This is a genomic window from Arthrobacter sp. Y3221087 (assembly GCF_059089905.1).
In genome coordinates, this window is sequence record NZ_JBNHFE010000002.1 from 370988 (window position 1) to 386401 (window position 15414).

General features: G+C 66.3%; 14 protein-coding genes. 12 read left to right on the forward strand and 2 right to left on the reverse strand.

What is annotated here, in order from left to right:
- Nucleotides 1–78 precede the first annotated feature (78 nt).
- Together infB and rbfA are read left to right on the forward strand one after the other, a co-directional pair.
- On the forward strand, nt 79–2994 hold the full coding sequence (gene infB, locus AC5RUO_RS11365) for a translation initiation factor IF-2 (RefSeq protein WP_494010451.1): 2916 nt from the start codon (nt 79–81) through the stop codon (nt 2992–2994).
- Nucleotides 2995–3240: 246 nt separating this feature from the next.
- Nucleotides 3241–3750, forward strand: coding sequence for a 30S ribosome-binding factor RbfA (rbfA, locus tag AC5RUO_RS11370; RefSeq protein WP_494103546.1), 510 nt, complete (start codon nt 3241–3243; stop codon nt 3748–3750).
- Nucleotides 3751–3840: 90 nt separating this feature from the next.
- Here the strand turns inward: rbfA and AC5RUO_RS11375 are convergent, their stop codons facing one another.
- Nucleotides 3841–4992 (reverse strand): ScyD/ScyE family protein, encoded by a 1152-nt coding sequence (locus AC5RUO_RS11375; RefSeq protein ID WP_494103547.1) that lies wholly within the window; start codon nt 4990–4992, stop codon nt 3841–3843.
- A 182-nt stretch (nt 4993–5174) separates the two neighbouring features.
- On the opposite strand from AC5RUO_RS11375, the gene AC5RUO_RS11380 reads away from it, so the two are divergent.
- Nucleotides 5175–5660, forward strand: a complete 486-nt coding sequence (locus AC5RUO_RS11380) for a nucleoside deaminase (protein WP_494010448.1) — start codon at nt 5175–5177, stop codon at nt 5658–5660.
- 2 nt (nt 5661–5662) lie between these two features.
- Nucleotides 5663–6100, forward strand: a complete 438-nt coding sequence (trxA, locus tag AC5RUO_RS11385) for a thioredoxin (RefSeq protein WP_494010447.1) — start codon at nt 5663–5665, stop codon at nt 6098–6100.
- Between the two features lie 12 nt (nt 6101–6112).
- On the opposite strand, the gene AC5RUO_RS11390 is transcribed toward trxA, so the two are convergent.
- Nucleotides 6113–7276 carry a pyridoxal phosphate-dependent aminotransferase gene (locus AC5RUO_RS11390; protein WP_494010446.1) on the reverse strand — a complete coding sequence of 388 codons (1164 nt, stop codon included), beginning with the start codon at nt 7274–7276 and terminating at the stop codon, nt 6113–6115.
- A gap of 65 nt (nt 7277–7341) precedes the next feature.
- Between AC5RUO_RS11390 and truB the strand changes: the two genes are divergently transcribed.
- The 8 genes from truB to AC5RUO_RS11430 all read left to right on the forward strand — a co-directional run bounded on the left by truB (nt 7342) and on the right by AC5RUO_RS11430 (nt 15325).
- On the forward strand, nt 7342–8280 hold the full coding sequence (gene truB / locus AC5RUO_RS11395) for a tRNA pseudouridine(55) synthase TruB (protein ID WP_494103548.1): 939 nt from the start codon (nt 7342–7344) through the stop codon (nt 8278–8280).
- Between the two features lies 1 nt (nt 8281).
- On the forward strand, nt 8282–8635 hold the full coding sequence (locus tag AC5RUO_RS11400) for a hypothetical protein (RefSeq protein ID WP_133349922.1): 354 nt from the start codon (nt 8282–8284) through the stop codon (nt 8633–8635).
- A gap of 19 nt (nt 8636–8654) precedes the next feature.
- Complete coding sequence (locus AC5RUO_RS11405; protein WP_494103549.1) at nt 8655–9113, forward strand: hypothetical protein; 459 nt, start codon at nt 8655–8657, stop codon at nt 9111–9113.
- Nucleotides 9114–9191: 78 nt separating this feature from the next.
- Nucleotides 9192–10175, forward strand: coding sequence for a bifunctional riboflavin kinase/FAD synthetase (locus AC5RUO_RS11410; RefSeq protein ID WP_494103550.1), 984 nt, complete (start codon nt 9192–9194; stop codon nt 10173–10175).
- An 89-nt stretch (nt 10176–10264) separates the two neighbouring features.
- Nucleotides 10265–11119 carry a tryptophan 2,3-dioxygenase gene (kynA, locus tag AC5RUO_RS11415; protein WP_494010442.1) on the forward strand — a complete coding sequence of 285 codons (855 nt, stop codon included), beginning with the start codon at nt 10265–10267 and terminating at the stop codon, nt 11117–11119.
- Complete coding sequence (locus AC5RUO_RS11420; RefSeq protein WP_494010441.1) at nt 11116–12375, forward strand: kynureninase; 1260 nt, start codon at nt 11116–11118, stop codon at nt 12373–12375. The genes kynA and AC5RUO_RS11420 overlap by 4 nt, the downstream gene beginning before the upstream one ends.
- Before the next feature lie 182 nt (nt 12376–12557).
- Entirely contained in the window at nt 12558–12827 is a 270-nt protein-coding gene (gene rpsO, locus AC5RUO_RS11425) for a 30S ribosomal protein S15 (protein ID WP_494010440.1), read from the forward strand.
- 239 nt (nt 12828–13066) lie between these two features.
- Nucleotides 13067–15325, forward strand: coding sequence for a polyribonucleotide nucleotidyltransferase (locus AC5RUO_RS11430; RefSeq protein WP_494103584.1), 2259 nt, complete (start codon nt 13067–13069; stop codon nt 15323–15325).
- Nucleotides 15326–15414: the final 89 nt, after the last annotated feature.

A 15414-nucleotide genomic window follows, 5' to 3' on the forward strand; every position in this document is an offset into this window, starting at 1 on the left:
GCAGCATCCGCGGCTGGGGCCCGCAGTAAGAAGTAGACGGTTCGTGCCTGGCTCGGTGCGGACCGAGACAGGAGAAATGTGGCCAAGGTCCGCGTACACGAGCTCGCGAAAGAGCTCGGTATTACTTCCAAAGATGCAGTGACGAAACTGCAGGAACTGGGCGAATTCGTTCGCTCCGCCTCATCCACCATTGAGGCCCCCGTCGTGCGCAAGCTGCGCAACGCCTTCCCCGATGCTGCCCCCAAGAGCGCAGCACCTGCAGCTGCCCCCAAGAGCGCAGCACCTGCAGCTGCTCCCAAGGCACCTGCACCCGCCGCGGAAGCACGTCCGTCAACCCCGGCTCCAGGCCCGGCAGCTCCCAAGGCTCCGGCACCCGCAGCCCCCGCCCAGGCGGCTGCCCCGTCGGCACCTGCTGCCAGCGCGCCGTCGGCACCTGCTGCCAGCGCTCCGGCTGCACCCGCCGCGCCCGCAGCACCCTCCACCGGCGCAAAGCCCGGTGCCCGTCCGGCTCCCAAGGCTGACACCCCCGCCGCCCGCCCGGGTGGCTCCACTCCCGGTTCCAACGCGCCCCGGCCGGGCGGCCCCCGTCCCGGCAACAACCCGTTCGCCACCTCGCAGGGCATGCCCCGCGGCCGTGGCGGCGACGGTGACCGCGCTCCCCGTCCGGGCAACAACCCGTTTGCCACGTCGCAGGGCATGCCCCGCCCGGGTGGCGGCCGCACCGACGGTGACCGTCCCGGTGGTCCGCGTCCCGCTGCCGGTGCCGGTGGTCCCCGTCCGGGTGGTCCGCGCCCCGCTGCCGGTGCAGGTGGCCCCCGTCCCGCAGCCGGTGCCGGCGGTCCCCGTCCCGGTGCACCCCGCCCCGGTGGTCCGCGTCCTACTCCCGGCATGATGCCCAACCGCACTGAGCGTCCCGCACCGGCAGGTGCAGGCCGTCCCGGTGGCGGTGGCCGTGGTCCCGGACGCCCGGGTGGCGCTCCCGGAACCGGTGGTCCCGGTGCCGGAGGCGGTGCTCCCGCTGGCGGTGGCTTCGGCAAGGGCGGCCGCGGCCGCGGCGGCACCCAGGGCGCCTTCGGCAAGGGCGGCGCAGGCCGTGGCAAGCAGCGCAAGTCGAAGCGCGCAAAGCGCCAGGAACTTGAGCAGATGAGCGCACCGTCGCTGGGTGGCGTGAGCGTACCCCGCGGCGACGGCAACACCGTTATCCGGCTGCGCCGAGGCTCCTCTATCACGGACTTCGCCGACAAGATCGAGGCAAACCCCGCCGCACTGGTGACCGTGCTGTTCCACCTCGGTGAAATGGCGACCGCCACCCAGTCGCTGGACGAGGACACCTTCGCGCTGCTGGGCGAGGAACTGGGCTACAAGCTGCAGGTCGTGTCCCCGGAGGACGAGGAGCGCGAGCTGCTGTCCACCTTCGACATCGATGTGGAAGCCGAACTCGAAGCCGAGGGCGACGACGAACTCGAGCCGCGCGCTCCGGTGGTCACCGTCATGGGCCACGTTGACCACGGTAAGACCCGGTTGCTGGATGCCATTCGCAACTCGGACGTCGTGGCCGGCGAGCACGGCGGCATCACCCAGCACATCGGTGCCTACCAGATCAGCCATGAGCATGAGGGCACCCTGCGCGACATCACCTTCATCGACACTCCCGGCCACGAGGCGTTCACCGCCATGCGTGCCCGTGGTGCGAAGGTCACCGACATCGCCATCCTGGTGGTCGCAGCGGACGACGGCGTTATGCCGCAGACCGTTGAAGCGCTCAACCACGCCCAGGCCGCCAACGTGCCGATCGTCGTGGCCGTGAACAAGATCGACAAGGAAGGCGCCAACCCTGACAAGGTCAAGGGCCAGCTGACCGAGTACGGCCTGGTTCCGGAAGAATACGGTGGCGACACCATGTTCGTTGAGGTCTCGGCCCGCCAGAACCTGAACATCGACGAACTGATCGACGCTGTGCTGCTGACCGCCGACGCTGCGCTGGACCTCCGGGCCAACCCGGACAAGGCCGCCCGCGGTATTGCCATCGAAGCCAACCTGGACAAGGGTCGGGGTGCGGTGGCAACCGTCCTGGTGCAGTCCGGTACCCTGGCCGTCGGCGACACGATCGTGGCCGGCACGGCCCACGGCCGCGTCCGCGCCATGTTCGACGAAGACGGCGAAGCCCTCGACGTCGCGCTGCCGTCCCGTCCGGTCCAGGTCCTGGGCCTGTCCAACGTGCCGCGTGCCGGTGACAGCTTCCTGGTGACCTCCGATGAGCGTACGGCCCGCCAGATCGCCGAGAAGCGTGAGGCCGCGGACCGCAACGCCCAGCTCGCCAAGCGCCGCAAGCGCATCAGCCTGGAAGACTTCGACCAGGCAGTGGCCGACGGCAAGATCGACACCCTCAACCTCATCCTCAAGGGTGACGTGTCCGGTGCCGTGGAAGCCCTCGAGGACGCCCTGCTCAAGATCGACGTCGGCGAAGGCGTTCAGCTGCGCGTCATCCACCGCGGTGTTGGTGCCATCACGCAGAACGACGTCAACCTGGCAACGGTCGACTCCGCCGTCATCATCGGCTTCAACGTCAAGCCGGCCGAGCGGGTTGCCGAACTGGCAGACCGCGAAGGCGTGGACATGCGCTTCTACTCGGTCATCTACGCTGCAATCGATGACATCGAGATGGCGCTCAAGGGCATGCTCAAGCCGGAATACGAAGAATTCCAGCTGGGCACCGCCGAGGTCCGCGAAGTCTTCCGCTCCTCCAAGTTCGGGAACATCGCAGGCTCGATCGTCCGCAGCGGCATCATCCGCCGTAACACCAAGGCACGCATCAGCCGCGACGGCAAGGTCATCGGTGACAACCTCACCATTGAGACGCTCAAGCGCTTCAAGGATGACGCCACCGAGGTCCGCACCGACTTCGAGTGTGGTATCGGCCTTGGCTCGTACAACGACATCGTTGAAGGCGACATCATCGAGACCTTCGAGATGCGCGAGAAGCCGCGCGTTTAGCCTGTCTGTTGTTTGGGGCCGTCGGGATTTTTCCGGCGGCCCCGCCCCTACGCTGGGCGGCTTGGGATCTTCGATCCCTCGCCGCCCAGCTTCGGTAGGCCCGATGCCACTCCCGGGACGCCGGATAAATCCCGCCGGGTCCGTTACCAGACTCGCCTAAGTGCGTGGCATCCAAACCCAACGTGTGTACGGAAGCGCCCTGCGCCGTCGTACGTCCCAAATTCTTATCTTTATTAGGAGTTGTTCATGGCTGATCCGGCACGTGCTGCCAAGATGGCGCAGCGGATTAAGGTTGTTGTTGCTGAGGCCCTGAGCCGGAAGGTTAAGGATCCGCGGCTTGAAGGCATTACTGTTACCGATGCCCGCGTGACCAATGATCTTCAGCATGCCACCGTTTACTACACCGTCTTTGGGGACCAGGCTTTGCAGTCTGATGCTGCCAAAGGGCTGGAGAAGGCCAAGGGTGTGCTGCGGCAGGAGGTGGGCCGCAACATCACTGCGCGGCTGACTCCCACGCTTGAATTCGTGGCCGACCAAATTCCGGTCAACGCCTCCAATCTGGAGGAACTGCTGCGGGAAGCGAAGAAGCGTGACGCCGAGGTGGCCGCCCTGGCTGCCAAGGCCAAGCACGCCGGCGAAGCCGACCCCTACAAGAGCGATGCGTCCCCTGACGTGGAGATCGACGAAGACGACTTCGACGAAGAGGACCTCAACCTCAACGACGCCGACGAGTTCGACGAAGACGGCAACAAGTAGCCCCGAAAACCCCAGCAGAAGGCCCGGACCGCGAATGCAGTCCGGGCCTTCTGCTTCCCAGAAACCTTTGTGCATGCCTCCTGCAGGTGCCTACCGGATGTCAGCCTTGATGACGCGCCCGGTGGCCGGTGGCGGTCCTGCCGCTTCAGGCCCGCCCATCGGTGGCAGCGCGTCAACCGTGGCGTACAGCGTCCGGCCCTGGATTTCGACGTCGGCCGGCTGGTTCACTGCCAGGAACTGGGTGCGGTGTCCTTTCCAGGCGTGGAATTTCAGGATCTCGTTGCCGAAGAGCGATGCCACGTAAACGTCGCCGGTGTTGGCCACAGCCAGGCCCGTGGGGCTGAGGATGTTTTCGACCCAGAGTTTTGTCTGGCCGGTCCAGGGATTCACCTTGAAGACCGCGCCGCGGTGGCCGAGCTCGGGAATTTCCGGACCGCCCGGGAGGGACGTCACGTACAGCCATCCGTCGGGGCCGAACTCCACGTCCGTGGGGACGGGCTCAAAGGCATACGTCCGCCCGGCAACACAAGCGGGAACATTGAAGGTATTGCCCGCCATGTCCACGGGGAGTACCAGGCCTGCCGGTACGACTGCGGGCCTGGGCGGAAGGACAGCCAAGGTGCTGACCTGGCCCGAATGAATGTTCACCTCAAGGATCGCGTTGGCCCCGGCATCGGCCACGTACGCAGTGTTGCCCCGCACCGCGGTGGCATAGGCGTTCGAGTCGAGTTTGCCCTTGTAGCGGGCCGGGAAAGCTTCGGGCCAATCCTTGAGGCACTGATCGCTGACGTCGCTTCCGAAGCCGTACTGCTGGTTGCCATCGGGATTATTCTTCCGCTCGTAATCCGCCAGATCGGCTATAAGCCGCTCCTCGCCGTGCGGCCTGATGGCTTTCAGGTAGCCCTTCAGGCCCTCCGCAGGACCTCCGGCGCCGGCCGTTTCCAGGAAGAACGTTGTGGTTCCACGGGTTTCCACGCCAGCCACGCCAAAGCCTTCGGGGGCCTGATAGACGTCATCGACGTCGCCGTCCCTGTCGATCCGGCTGAGCGTGCCCGCGAAGTCCTGCGTCACGTACAGGGACTTGCTTGTCCCGACGGCCAGGTGCAGGGGAGAGACCAGGCCGGTGGCCACTTCCTCGTAGGGCTCGCCGTGGTGGCCCCAGCCGGAGGCCGAAGACGGTGCGGCCGGGGCGATGACAGCTGCCAGGGCCAGGGAGGCGATCAAGGTGAGCTTTCTCTTCATTGCGTACTCCGGGGTTGGCGCCCTATAACGGGCCGGGATGAGGGTGCCCCACGGGGAGGCAGTACAGCTGAAGCCCCAGGGCGCCAGACTATGCCTGCGGTGAACAGATGTCGTCGGGACTTTCCCCCTAATACGCCCCCTATTTCATCCCCTAACCGGGATGCGGTGGCTAGGATCGAGCTATGACCCAGGCACCTGAGCACCTTGAGTCCACGCGGTACCTTGAGCAGGCCGTGGAATTGGCCGTCCGGAACGTTGCCGAGGGCGGCGGGCCGTTCGGTGCGGTGGTGGTGACTGCCGACGGGCGGGTGCACGAAGGCGTCAACCGGGTCACCCGGGACAACGATCCAACCGCCCACGCGGAGGTGGTGGCCATCCGCGCCGCCGCCTCGGCGACAGCCAACTTCGACCTCCACGGCGCGGTGCTGTACGCCAGCTGCGAGCCCTGCCCGCTCTGCCTTGCGTCCGCCCTCTGGGCCCGGATCGGCCGCGTATACTTCGCCGCTGACCGTCACGGCGCCGCAGCTGCCGGGTTCGATGACGCCTTGTTCTACGACTACTTCAGCGGCGCCCGCCCGGAGCTGATGCCGGTCACCCGCGGTGACATCCCGACGTCGGGCGCCCCCTTCCAGGCTTGGGACGCCTTCGCCGGAAGGAGGGAGTACTAGGCATGGAACCCGCACTCATCGCCTGCCCCTCCTGCGGCAAGACCAACAGGATTCCGGCGCAGGCAGCCGGGATGCCGCGCTGCGGCAACTGCAAGGCCGGGCTGCCCTGGATCGTCAACGCCGGAGATGTTGACTTCGCCGCCGTGGCCGAGAGGTCACGCGTGCCGGTGCTGGTGGACTTCTGGGCGGACTGGTGCGGGCCCTGCCGCATGGTGAGTCCGGTCCTGGACAAGCTCGCCCGCGAACGGCCAGGCCGGATCAAGCTGGTCAAAGTCGATGTGGACAAGGCCCCGGGCCTGTCGCGGCGGTTCGATGTGCAGGCAATCCCCACCCTGATGGTGCTGGTGGACGGAAAGGTTGCCGCCCGGCAGGCAGGCGCGGCGCCTGCAGAGGTGCTCCGCTCCTGGCTTGACGGAGCCCTCAGCGGCGCGGCACGCTAGCGGCCGGGGCCGTTACTCCAGGCCGGTCCTCGCCGGCAGGCGCGACAGCCCCTCCAGCAGTTCCTGCTTCCGTCCGCACAGGGCAATCCGGACCCAGCCCTCGCCGATCGACCCAAAAGCAGTGCCCGGGGCCAGGGCAACACCGGCGTCCGCCAGGAACCGGCGCACCCATGCCCGCACGTCGCCACCACTGGCGTGCGACATATCCGCCCACAGGTAGAAGGCGCCCTGGGCCTGGAGGTACGGAATGCCCTTGGCGTCAAGGACTGCGGAGGCGGCGTCGCGGTTCTCCCGGTAGTGCCGGTGGGCGTGCTGCACATAGTCCTGGGGGCCGGTGAGGGCAGCGAGTGCGGCGTACTGGGGCGGCGCCGCGACGCAGGAGACGATGGATTCCATCACGTTGTCCATCTGCTGCTTCAACTCCGGCGGACACACCAGCGCCCCGACCCGAAGGCCCGTGAGCCCATAAGTCTTGGACAGGGTTAGGGAGGTGAAGACCCGCGCTTCGCCGGGCGTGCCGCCGTCGAACCTTGCCGGGCTGATGTGGGGCACGTCGTAGGTGAACGCCTCGTAGCATTCGTCCGAGATGACCCAGAGATCATGCCGCCTGGCCAGGTCCATGAGCTCGCGGGTCAGGTCCCCGCCCAGGACGGCACCGAGCGGGTTGGACGGTGAATTCAGCACCAGCACCCGGGTTCGGTCCGTAATGAGCGCTTCGACATCCTCCGGCCGGGGCTGGAATCCATGCCCGGGGTACAGCGGGTACCCCACGGGCACGGCGTTCAGGAGCCGGCCGGTCATCGCGAAGGTGGGGTAGCCCGGGTTGGGGATGAGGATTTCATCGCCGGGGGAGAGCAGCAGGCTCATGGCCAGGTGCAGGCCCTGCTGAGCGCCCGCCACGACGTACACCCGGTCGGCGTCCACATCCACGCCCTGCTGTTCCCGGAACCTGGCGGCGAAGGCTTCGCGCAGGTCAGGAATACCTGCATTGGGGGTGTAGTTCGTTTCATCGCGGTCCAAACACGCCATGCCGGCGTCCAGCACGTGGCGGGGGAGCGGGAAGCCCGGCTCCCCAATGCTCAGGACCAGTGCGCCGGGGGTGCGCCACGCCGCCTCGGTGATCTCACGGATCTGGTTGACGGGCACGTCGCGGACATGGGCGGCAAGCTCGGGCATGCCTGCCATCCTAGCTGCCGCCATCCTGCACCGGCGCCCCAACCTGCGCCGATATACTGGTAGGCGTGCTTTCTGGACTGGTGATAGTGGACAAGCCGCAGGGATGGACCAGCCATGATGTGGTTGGCCGGATGCGGCGCCTCGCAGGGACCCGGAAAGTGGGGCACGCGGGGACCCTGGATCCGATGGCCACCGGCGTCCTGGTGGTCGGCATCAACAAGGCCACGCGGCTGCTCACCTACATCGTGGGCACCTCCAAGACCTACACGGCCACCATCCGCCTTGGGCAGTCCACAGTGACGGACGACGCCGAGGGTGAGGTGACTGCCATGGCCTCCACCGCCGCCGTGGACGAGCAGGCAATCCACGACGGCGTAGCAGCGCTCACGGGGGACATCCAGCAGGTGCCCAGCAGCGTCAGCGCCATCAAGGTCAATGGCGAACGTGCCTATGCGCGGGTCCGGTCCGGTGAGGACGTCAAGCTCACAGCCCGCCCCGTCACCATCCACCGCTTCGAGGTCCACGGCATCCGCCGGGATGACGAAGCCGGCGTGGTGGATGTGGACGTAACAGTGGAGTGCTCCTCAGGCACCTACATCCGCGCCCTCGCCAGGGACCTGGGCAACGCTTTGGGCGTCGGCGGGCACCTCACGGCGCTCCGGCGGACCCACGTTGGTCCGTACTCCCTTGAGCAGGCACGCACCCTCGAACAGCTCGCCGAGGAGCTCAACGTCCTGGAAATGTCCCAGGCGGCGCGGGCGCTGATGCCCAACCGGGAGCTCACCCCCGAGGAAACAACGGAGATTTCCTTTGGCCGGCGCATTGCCGCCGGGGCGGAACCGGGGAGCCCCTCCGCCGCCACCCCCGACCATCCGGCCGCCGCTTTCGCCCCCGATGGAAGTTTGGTGGCACTGCTCGCTGACGCCGGCAGTTACGCCAAGCCGGTCCTGGTGTTCGCACCCGGCAACGGCGCACCTGGCGCCGCGGCAGCCGGGGAGGCCTAGGTTGGACGCGTATTTCTGGATCATCCTGGCGGTTGGCCTGCTGTCCACCGCCATCTGCCTGGTGGCCGGCATTATGAAGAAGGCGCCCAACGACGTCACCATCCTCTCGGTGGCCGCCGTGGAACTCGCCCTGGTTGTCTATCTTGTAGGTTCGATCGTCCGGGTCATCGCCGGGGAACCCATCGCGGGCGAGGCGTGGGAGTTCTGGGGCTACCTTGCCACGGCCATGCTCCTGCCCCCGGCTGCCGTCTACTGGTCCATCCTGGAACGGACGCGGTGGAGCAACTTCGTCCTGGCCGCCGTCGGTGTGACGGCCCTGGTGATGGCCGCCCGCATGAACCAGATCTGGTACTGAAGTGGAAGAAGCACGCAACGTGAATGACCAGCAATCACCGGCCGCCGTCGGCAGCGCACCCGCCGGCACCTCCCGCAATACCCGCAACACGGGCCCGGGACGGCTCCTTATCGCCGTCTACGCCGTTTTTGCCATTTCGGCCTCTGCCCGCGCCGGCTACCAGATCCTCACCAAGTTCTCCGAGGCCCCGCTTGCCTACCTGCTGTCCGCCTTCGCTGCCCTGGTCTATGTGATAGCCACGATCTCCCTGGCGAAGGCCGGCAGCACCTGGTTCAAAGTGTCCGTCGCCGCCGTGCTGGTGGAACTTGTGGGCGTCCTGGTGGTGGGGGCGCTGAGCGTCTTCGATGCCGTGGCGTTCCCCCATGAAACCGTGTGGTCCCTGTTCGGCCGCGGCTACGGCTTCATCCCGCTCCTGCTGCCGATCCTCGGCCTGGTGTGGCTGTACCGGCGCCGCCCCCGGGAAAAAGGGGCACGGTGAATACGGGTAACCTTGAAGAGTTCCGCGGCCGGCCCGGCTGCGGAATGTTGATGCTGCAGGCAGTCTAAGGCGAGGGTGATGGTCTACATCTGGAACGATCCGTCCGAGGTCCCGGCGGACTTCGGACCCTCTGTTGTTACCTTCGGGAACTTCGACGGCGTCCACCGCGGACACCAGCAGGTGCTGTCCCAGCTGATCCGCTCGGCACGGCTCACCCACTCCAGGGCCGTGGCGGTCACCTTCGACCCGCATCCTGCGTTCATCCACCGTCCGGAGTCCGCCCCCGAGATGATCATGGGCCTGGACGACAAGCTGGAGGCACTGGGCGAACTGGGCCTGGACGCCATCATGGTGGTCAAGTATTCGCTGGAGCTGGCGAGCCTCACCGCCGAGGAATTCGTGGAGCAGTACCTGGTGGACTGCCTGCACGCCAGCCACGTCGTGATCGGCCATGATGCCCGCTTCGGCCGCGGCAATTCCGGGGACCTGGACACCATGAAGGCCCTGGGCGAAAAGTTCGGCTTCGAGGTCCAGGTGATCAGCGAGTTCGGCTCCGAGGGGTACCCCCTGCATGACGACGACGGCAAGGACCGCCGCTGCTCGTCCACCTGGGTCCGCGAAGCGCTGCAGGAAGGCGACGTCGCCACGGCGGCTGCCGTGCTGGGCCGGTGGCACCGGATGCGCGGCGAAGTGGTGCATGGCGCCGCCCGCGGCCGGGCCCTGGGTTTCCCCACCGCCAACCTCGCCTCCAACGCCAGCGGCCTCATTCCTGCCGACGGCATCTACGCGGGCTGGCTTGTGGATCAGGCCGGCAAGCGCTGGCCGGCCGCCATCTCGGTGGGCTCCAATCCCACGTTCGACGGCGTCAGCCGCCAGGTGGAGGCCCACGTCATCGACAGGCCCAAGGAGGCCGTTGAGGACTTCGATCTGTATGGCCAGACAGTAGTTGTGGAATTCGTGGCGCGCCTTCGGGGCATGGTGGCCTATCGTGGGCCTGAAGCACTGGTGGACCAGATGAAGCTGGACGTGGTCCAGGCCCACGACCTCCTGGTCAAACGCTGACCAGACGTTGACCAGACCGGGGCGCCGCAGCCGGTCCGCTGCATCCGTCCCGGCGGGAAGCTGCCGGGGACCGTAAGGAAAGGCAGTACGTGTCCGTCGAAAAGAACACCCGCAAGCTGGATAAAGGCATCGTCCGTGACTTCAGTTCCCGGATGAGCTACGCCTCCTACCTCCAGCTGCCCACCTTGCTGAGTGCCCAGCAGCCGGTCAGCAAGCCCGAACACCACGACGAACTGCTGTTCATCATCCAGCACCAGACCACGGAGCTGTGGCTGAAGCTGGTGCTGCATGAGCTTCGGAGCGCCGCCGCCTGGCTCCGTGACGATGACCTGGGTTCCGCACTGAAGGGCATTGCCCGGGTCAAACACATCCAGAAGACCCTCACCGAACAGTGGTCCGTGCTGGCTACCCTAACCCCTACCGAGTACTCCCAGTTCCGCGGCTTCCTGGGCAACTCCTCCGGCTTCCAGTCCGCCCAGTACCGGGCCGTGGAATTCGTCCTGGGCAACAAGAACCGCAAGATGCTTCCGGTGTTCGAATCCGATCCTGAGGCCCATGCCATGCTGTCCGAACTCCTCGCAGCGCCCAGCATCTACGACGAATTCCTCGCCTACCTTTCCAGGCACGGCTTCGACGTCCCTGCCTCGGTCCTGGACCGGGATGTCAGCCGCGCCCACGAGTTCACCCCCGAACTGGTACCGCTGTTCAAGCACATCTACGAACACGCGGCAGAGAACTGGGGCGCGTACGAAGCCTGCGAGGAACTTGTTGACCTGGAGGACAATTTCCAGCTGTGGCGGTTCCGCCACCTGCGGACGGTGCAGCGGACCATTGGCATGAAGACCGGAACGGGTGGGTCCAGCGGCGCCGCCTTCCTGCAGAAGGCCCTCGAACTCACTTTCTTCCCGGAGTTATTCGCAGTCAGGACGGAGATCGGCCAATGACCACACAGCAGCAGCCACTGGTGGAAGAAGAAGGCGTGGCGCTGCAGCAGCGCGCCGAAGAGCTTGACCGCCGGGACCCGCTGGGACACTACCGGGGCCACTTCATCGGCACCGACACCCCGCTGTCCTACCTGGACGGCAACTCCCTGGGCCGCCCGCTGAAGCGGACGGCCGATGACATCGCGGCGTTCATCCGCGAGGGCTGGGGCGGGCGCCTGATCCGGGGATGGGATGAGGAATGGCTGGACCTGCCGCAGGCCATAGGCGACCAGTTGGGCCGTGCCGTCCTGGGTGCTGCGCCCGGGCAGACGATTATCGCGGACTCCACCACGGTGGTCCTCTACAAACTGATCCGGGCTGCACTGGCCGCGGTGGCTGACCCGGACCGGAACGAGCTGGTCCTGGACACTGAGAACTTTCCCACGGACCGTTACCTGGTGGAAGGCATCGCTTTGGAGGAGGGCCTGACGCTCCGCTGGATCGAAACCGACCCCGCCGCCGGGGTGACCGCCGACCAGGTGCGGGAAGCGACCGGCCCGCGCACCGCCGTCGTCCTTCTCAGCCAGATCGCCTACCGCTCGGGACACTTGGCAGACCTGCCCGCCATCACGAAAGCAGTGCACGACGCCGGCGCCCTGGTGGTGTGGGATCTTTGCCATTCCGCGGCGTCGGTGGAGATCGACCTCGACGGTGCCGGCGTGGACTTCGCCGCGGGCTGCACGTACAAGTACCTGAACGGGGGCCCGGGGTCGCCGGCGTTCGCCTACGTCAACCAGCGGCACCTGGCCTCGCTGAACCAGCCAATCTGGGGGTGGATGGGCCGGAAGGACGCCTTCGAGATGGCCAAGGGGTATGAGCCGGCGGCAGGCATCCGGGGATTCCTGAGCGGCACCCCCGCCATCTTCGGAATGCTCGCCATGCGGGGAACGCTCGACCTGATCGAGGAAGCGTCCATGGCCGCCATCCGGGCGAAGTCGGAGAAGCTGACGGCGTTCGCCGTCGAAATCTACGACGCGTGGCTGGCACCGCTGGGCGCCGAACTGGCCACCCCGCGCAGTCCGGGGGAGCGGGGCAGCCACATCACCGTGGACCACCCCAGGTTCACCAAGGCCACCGTGGCGTCGCTGTGGGATGACGACGTGATCCCCGACTTCCGCTCGCCCCGCGGCATCCGGGTAGGACTCTCACCCCTGAGCACCAGCTTCCAGGAGGTGCTGCAGGGAATGGCGGCCATCCGGGACCGGTTGCGGGACTGACACCGACTGTTTCGACAGGTTAGGCCCGGGCCGGTAAACTTGACGATGGATCCGGCTGCAGTCCGTGGCGGCTGGTTCCTGTCGTGTTCGGACCCTCCCGGTTTTCCGGGGCCAGGCACCGGCGGCAGACCCGGCAGTGATTTTCTGACCGGGCCCTCACGGCACATTTCATAGGAGTTATTGTGGCACTTGACGCCGCTGTAAAGCAGTCCATCATCAAGGAATACGCAACCGTGGAAGGCGACACCGGTTCACCGGAGGTCCAGGTTGCTGTCCTGACCCAGCGGATCAAGGATCTGACTGAGCACATGAAGGAGCACAAGCACGACTTCCACACCCAGCGCGGCCTGCTGGCCATGGTGGGTCGCCGCAAGCGCATGCTGAGCTACCTCAAGAAGACCGACATCGCCCGCTACCGTTCGCTCATCGAGCGCCTCGGCCTGCGCCGCTAGTCAGACTTCGGGGGCGGCCCTTTCCAGCACGGAACGGGCCGCCTTCTTCAATCAAAACTAAACAGGAGGATCAACCGCATCACGCATTCGCGGTCCTCGGTAGTGATCCCCGGGAAGGCTTCAGAGACTGAAGTCCCGGCCCGTGGGTCTCGATCGATGACCGGGTGCAGGGCCAGTAGACAGATGCTGGCCAGGTTGATGCGGCTGGACTTCCGTAAACAGAAACGGAGGTGACTCTCTTGGAGGGTCCCGAAATCCAGTTCTCAGAAGCAATCATCGACAACGGCCGCTTCGGCAAGCGCGTGGTCCGGTTCGAAACCGGCCGCCTCGCCAAGCAGGCTGCCGGTGCCGCCATGGTGTACATCGACGAAGACACCGCGCTGCTGTCCGCCACCACGGCCGGCAAGCACCCGCGCGAAGGCTTTGACTTCTTCCCGCTGACGGTTGACGTCGAAGAGCGCATGTACGCCGCCGGACGCATCCCGGGCTCGTTCTTCCGCCGTGAAGGACGCCCGTCCACCGAAGCCATCCTGGCCTGCCGCCTGATGGACCGCCCGCTGCGCCCCGCATTCATCAAGGGCCTGCGCAACGAGGTCCAGATCGTGGTCACCGTCCTGGCGATCAACCCCGACGAGCTGTACGACGTGGTTGCCATCAACGCCTCCTCGATGTCCACGCAGCTGTCCGGCCTGCCCTTCTCCGGGCCCATCGGCGGCGTCCGCGTTGCCCTGGTTGCCGACGAAAACGGCTCCCAGTGGGTTGCCTTCCCGAAGCACTCGCAGCTGGAAAACTCCGTGTTCAACATGGTTGTTGCCGGCCGCGTTGCCGGTGACGACGTCGCCATCATGATGGTCGAAGCCGAAGCCACGGACAACTCCTGGGCCCTCATCAAGGAACAGGGCGCCACCGCCCCCACCGAAGAGGTTGTTTCCGAGGGCCTCGAGGCCGCCAAGCCGTTCATCAAGGCTCTCTGCGACGCCCAGGCCGACCTCGCCGCCCGCGCTGCCAAGCCGACAGTCGAGTTCCCTGTCTTCCTCGATTACGAGGAAGACGTCTACGCCGCCGTGGAGTCCGCAGCCACCGAGAAGCTGACCGCTGTTTTCCAGATCGCGGACAAGCAGGAGCGCGAGAACGCCGCTGACGCACTCAAGGACGAAGTCCTGGCCAACCTGGCCGGCCAGTTCGAAGGCCGCGAGAAGGAACTGTCCGCAGCATTCCGCTCGGTCACCAAGCACGTCGTGCGCCAGCGCATCCTCAAGGACCAGATCCGCATCGACGGCCGCGGCCTGACCGACATCCGCCAGCTGACGGCTGAGGTCGAGGTCCTGCCCCGCGTCCACGGTTCGGCGATCTTCGAGCGCGGCGAGACCCAGATCATGGGTGTCACCACGCTGAACATGCTCAAGATGGAGCAGCAGATCGACTCGCTGTCGCCCGTGAAGACCAAGCGCTACATGCACAACTACAACTTCCCGCCGTACTCCACCGGTGAAACCGGCCGCGTCGGCTCGCCCAAGCGCCGCGAAATCGGACACGGCGCCCTGGCAGAACGCGCCCTCGTGCCGGTCCTGCCGTCCCGCGAGGAGTTCCCGTACGCCATCCGCCAGGTATCCGAGGCCCTCGGTTCCAACGGTTCGACGTCGATGGGTTCCGTCTGCGCTTCCACCCTGTCCATGCTGAACGCCGGTGTGCCCCTGAAGGCCGCCGTCGCCGGCATCGCCATGGGCCTGGTTTCCGACCAGGTGGACGGCCAGACGCGCTACGCAGCCCTGACTGACATCCTCGGCGCCGAAGATGCCTTCGGTGACATGGACTTCAAGGTTGCCGGTACCTCCGAGTTCGTCACAGCCATCCAGCTGGACACCAAGCTCGACGGCATCCCCGCATCGGTGCTGGCAGCAGCCCTGAAGCAGGCCCGCGAAGCACGCCTGCACATCCTTGAGGTCATCAACTCGGCGATCGATACCCCGGACGAGCTTTCCGAGTTCGCACCGCGCGTTATCGCCGTGAAGATTCCCGTGGACAAGATCGGTGAGGTCATTGGCCCCAAGGGCAAGATGATCAACCAGATCCAGGAAGACACCGGCGCCGACATCTCCATCGAGGACGACGGCACGGTCTACATTGGCGCCACCGACGGTCCGTCTGCCGAGGCAGCACGTTCCGCCATCAACGCCATTGCCAACCCGCAGGTTCCCGAGATCGGTGAGCGTTACCTGGGCACGGTCGTCAAGACCACCACCTTCGGTGCGTTCGTGTCGCTGACCCCGGGCAAGGACGGCCTCCTGCACATCTCCGAGCTGCGCAAGCTGGCCAACGGCAAGCGCGTGGACAACGTGGATGACGTGGTTTCCGTCGGCCAGAAGGTCCAGGTGGAAATCACCAAGATCGACGACCGTGGAAAGCTCTCGCTCGCCCCTGTGGTGGCCGAGGAGGAAGGTGCGGCTGAGACCGAGCGCGCCCACACCACGGAACCTGCTGAAGGCGCCGAGGTCTAACAGCTCCGGTCTCCGGCAGAAGCAATGAATCGGCGGGGCCGGTGGATGATCCACCGGCCCCGCCGCTGTTACGATGGCAGCCAGATCCG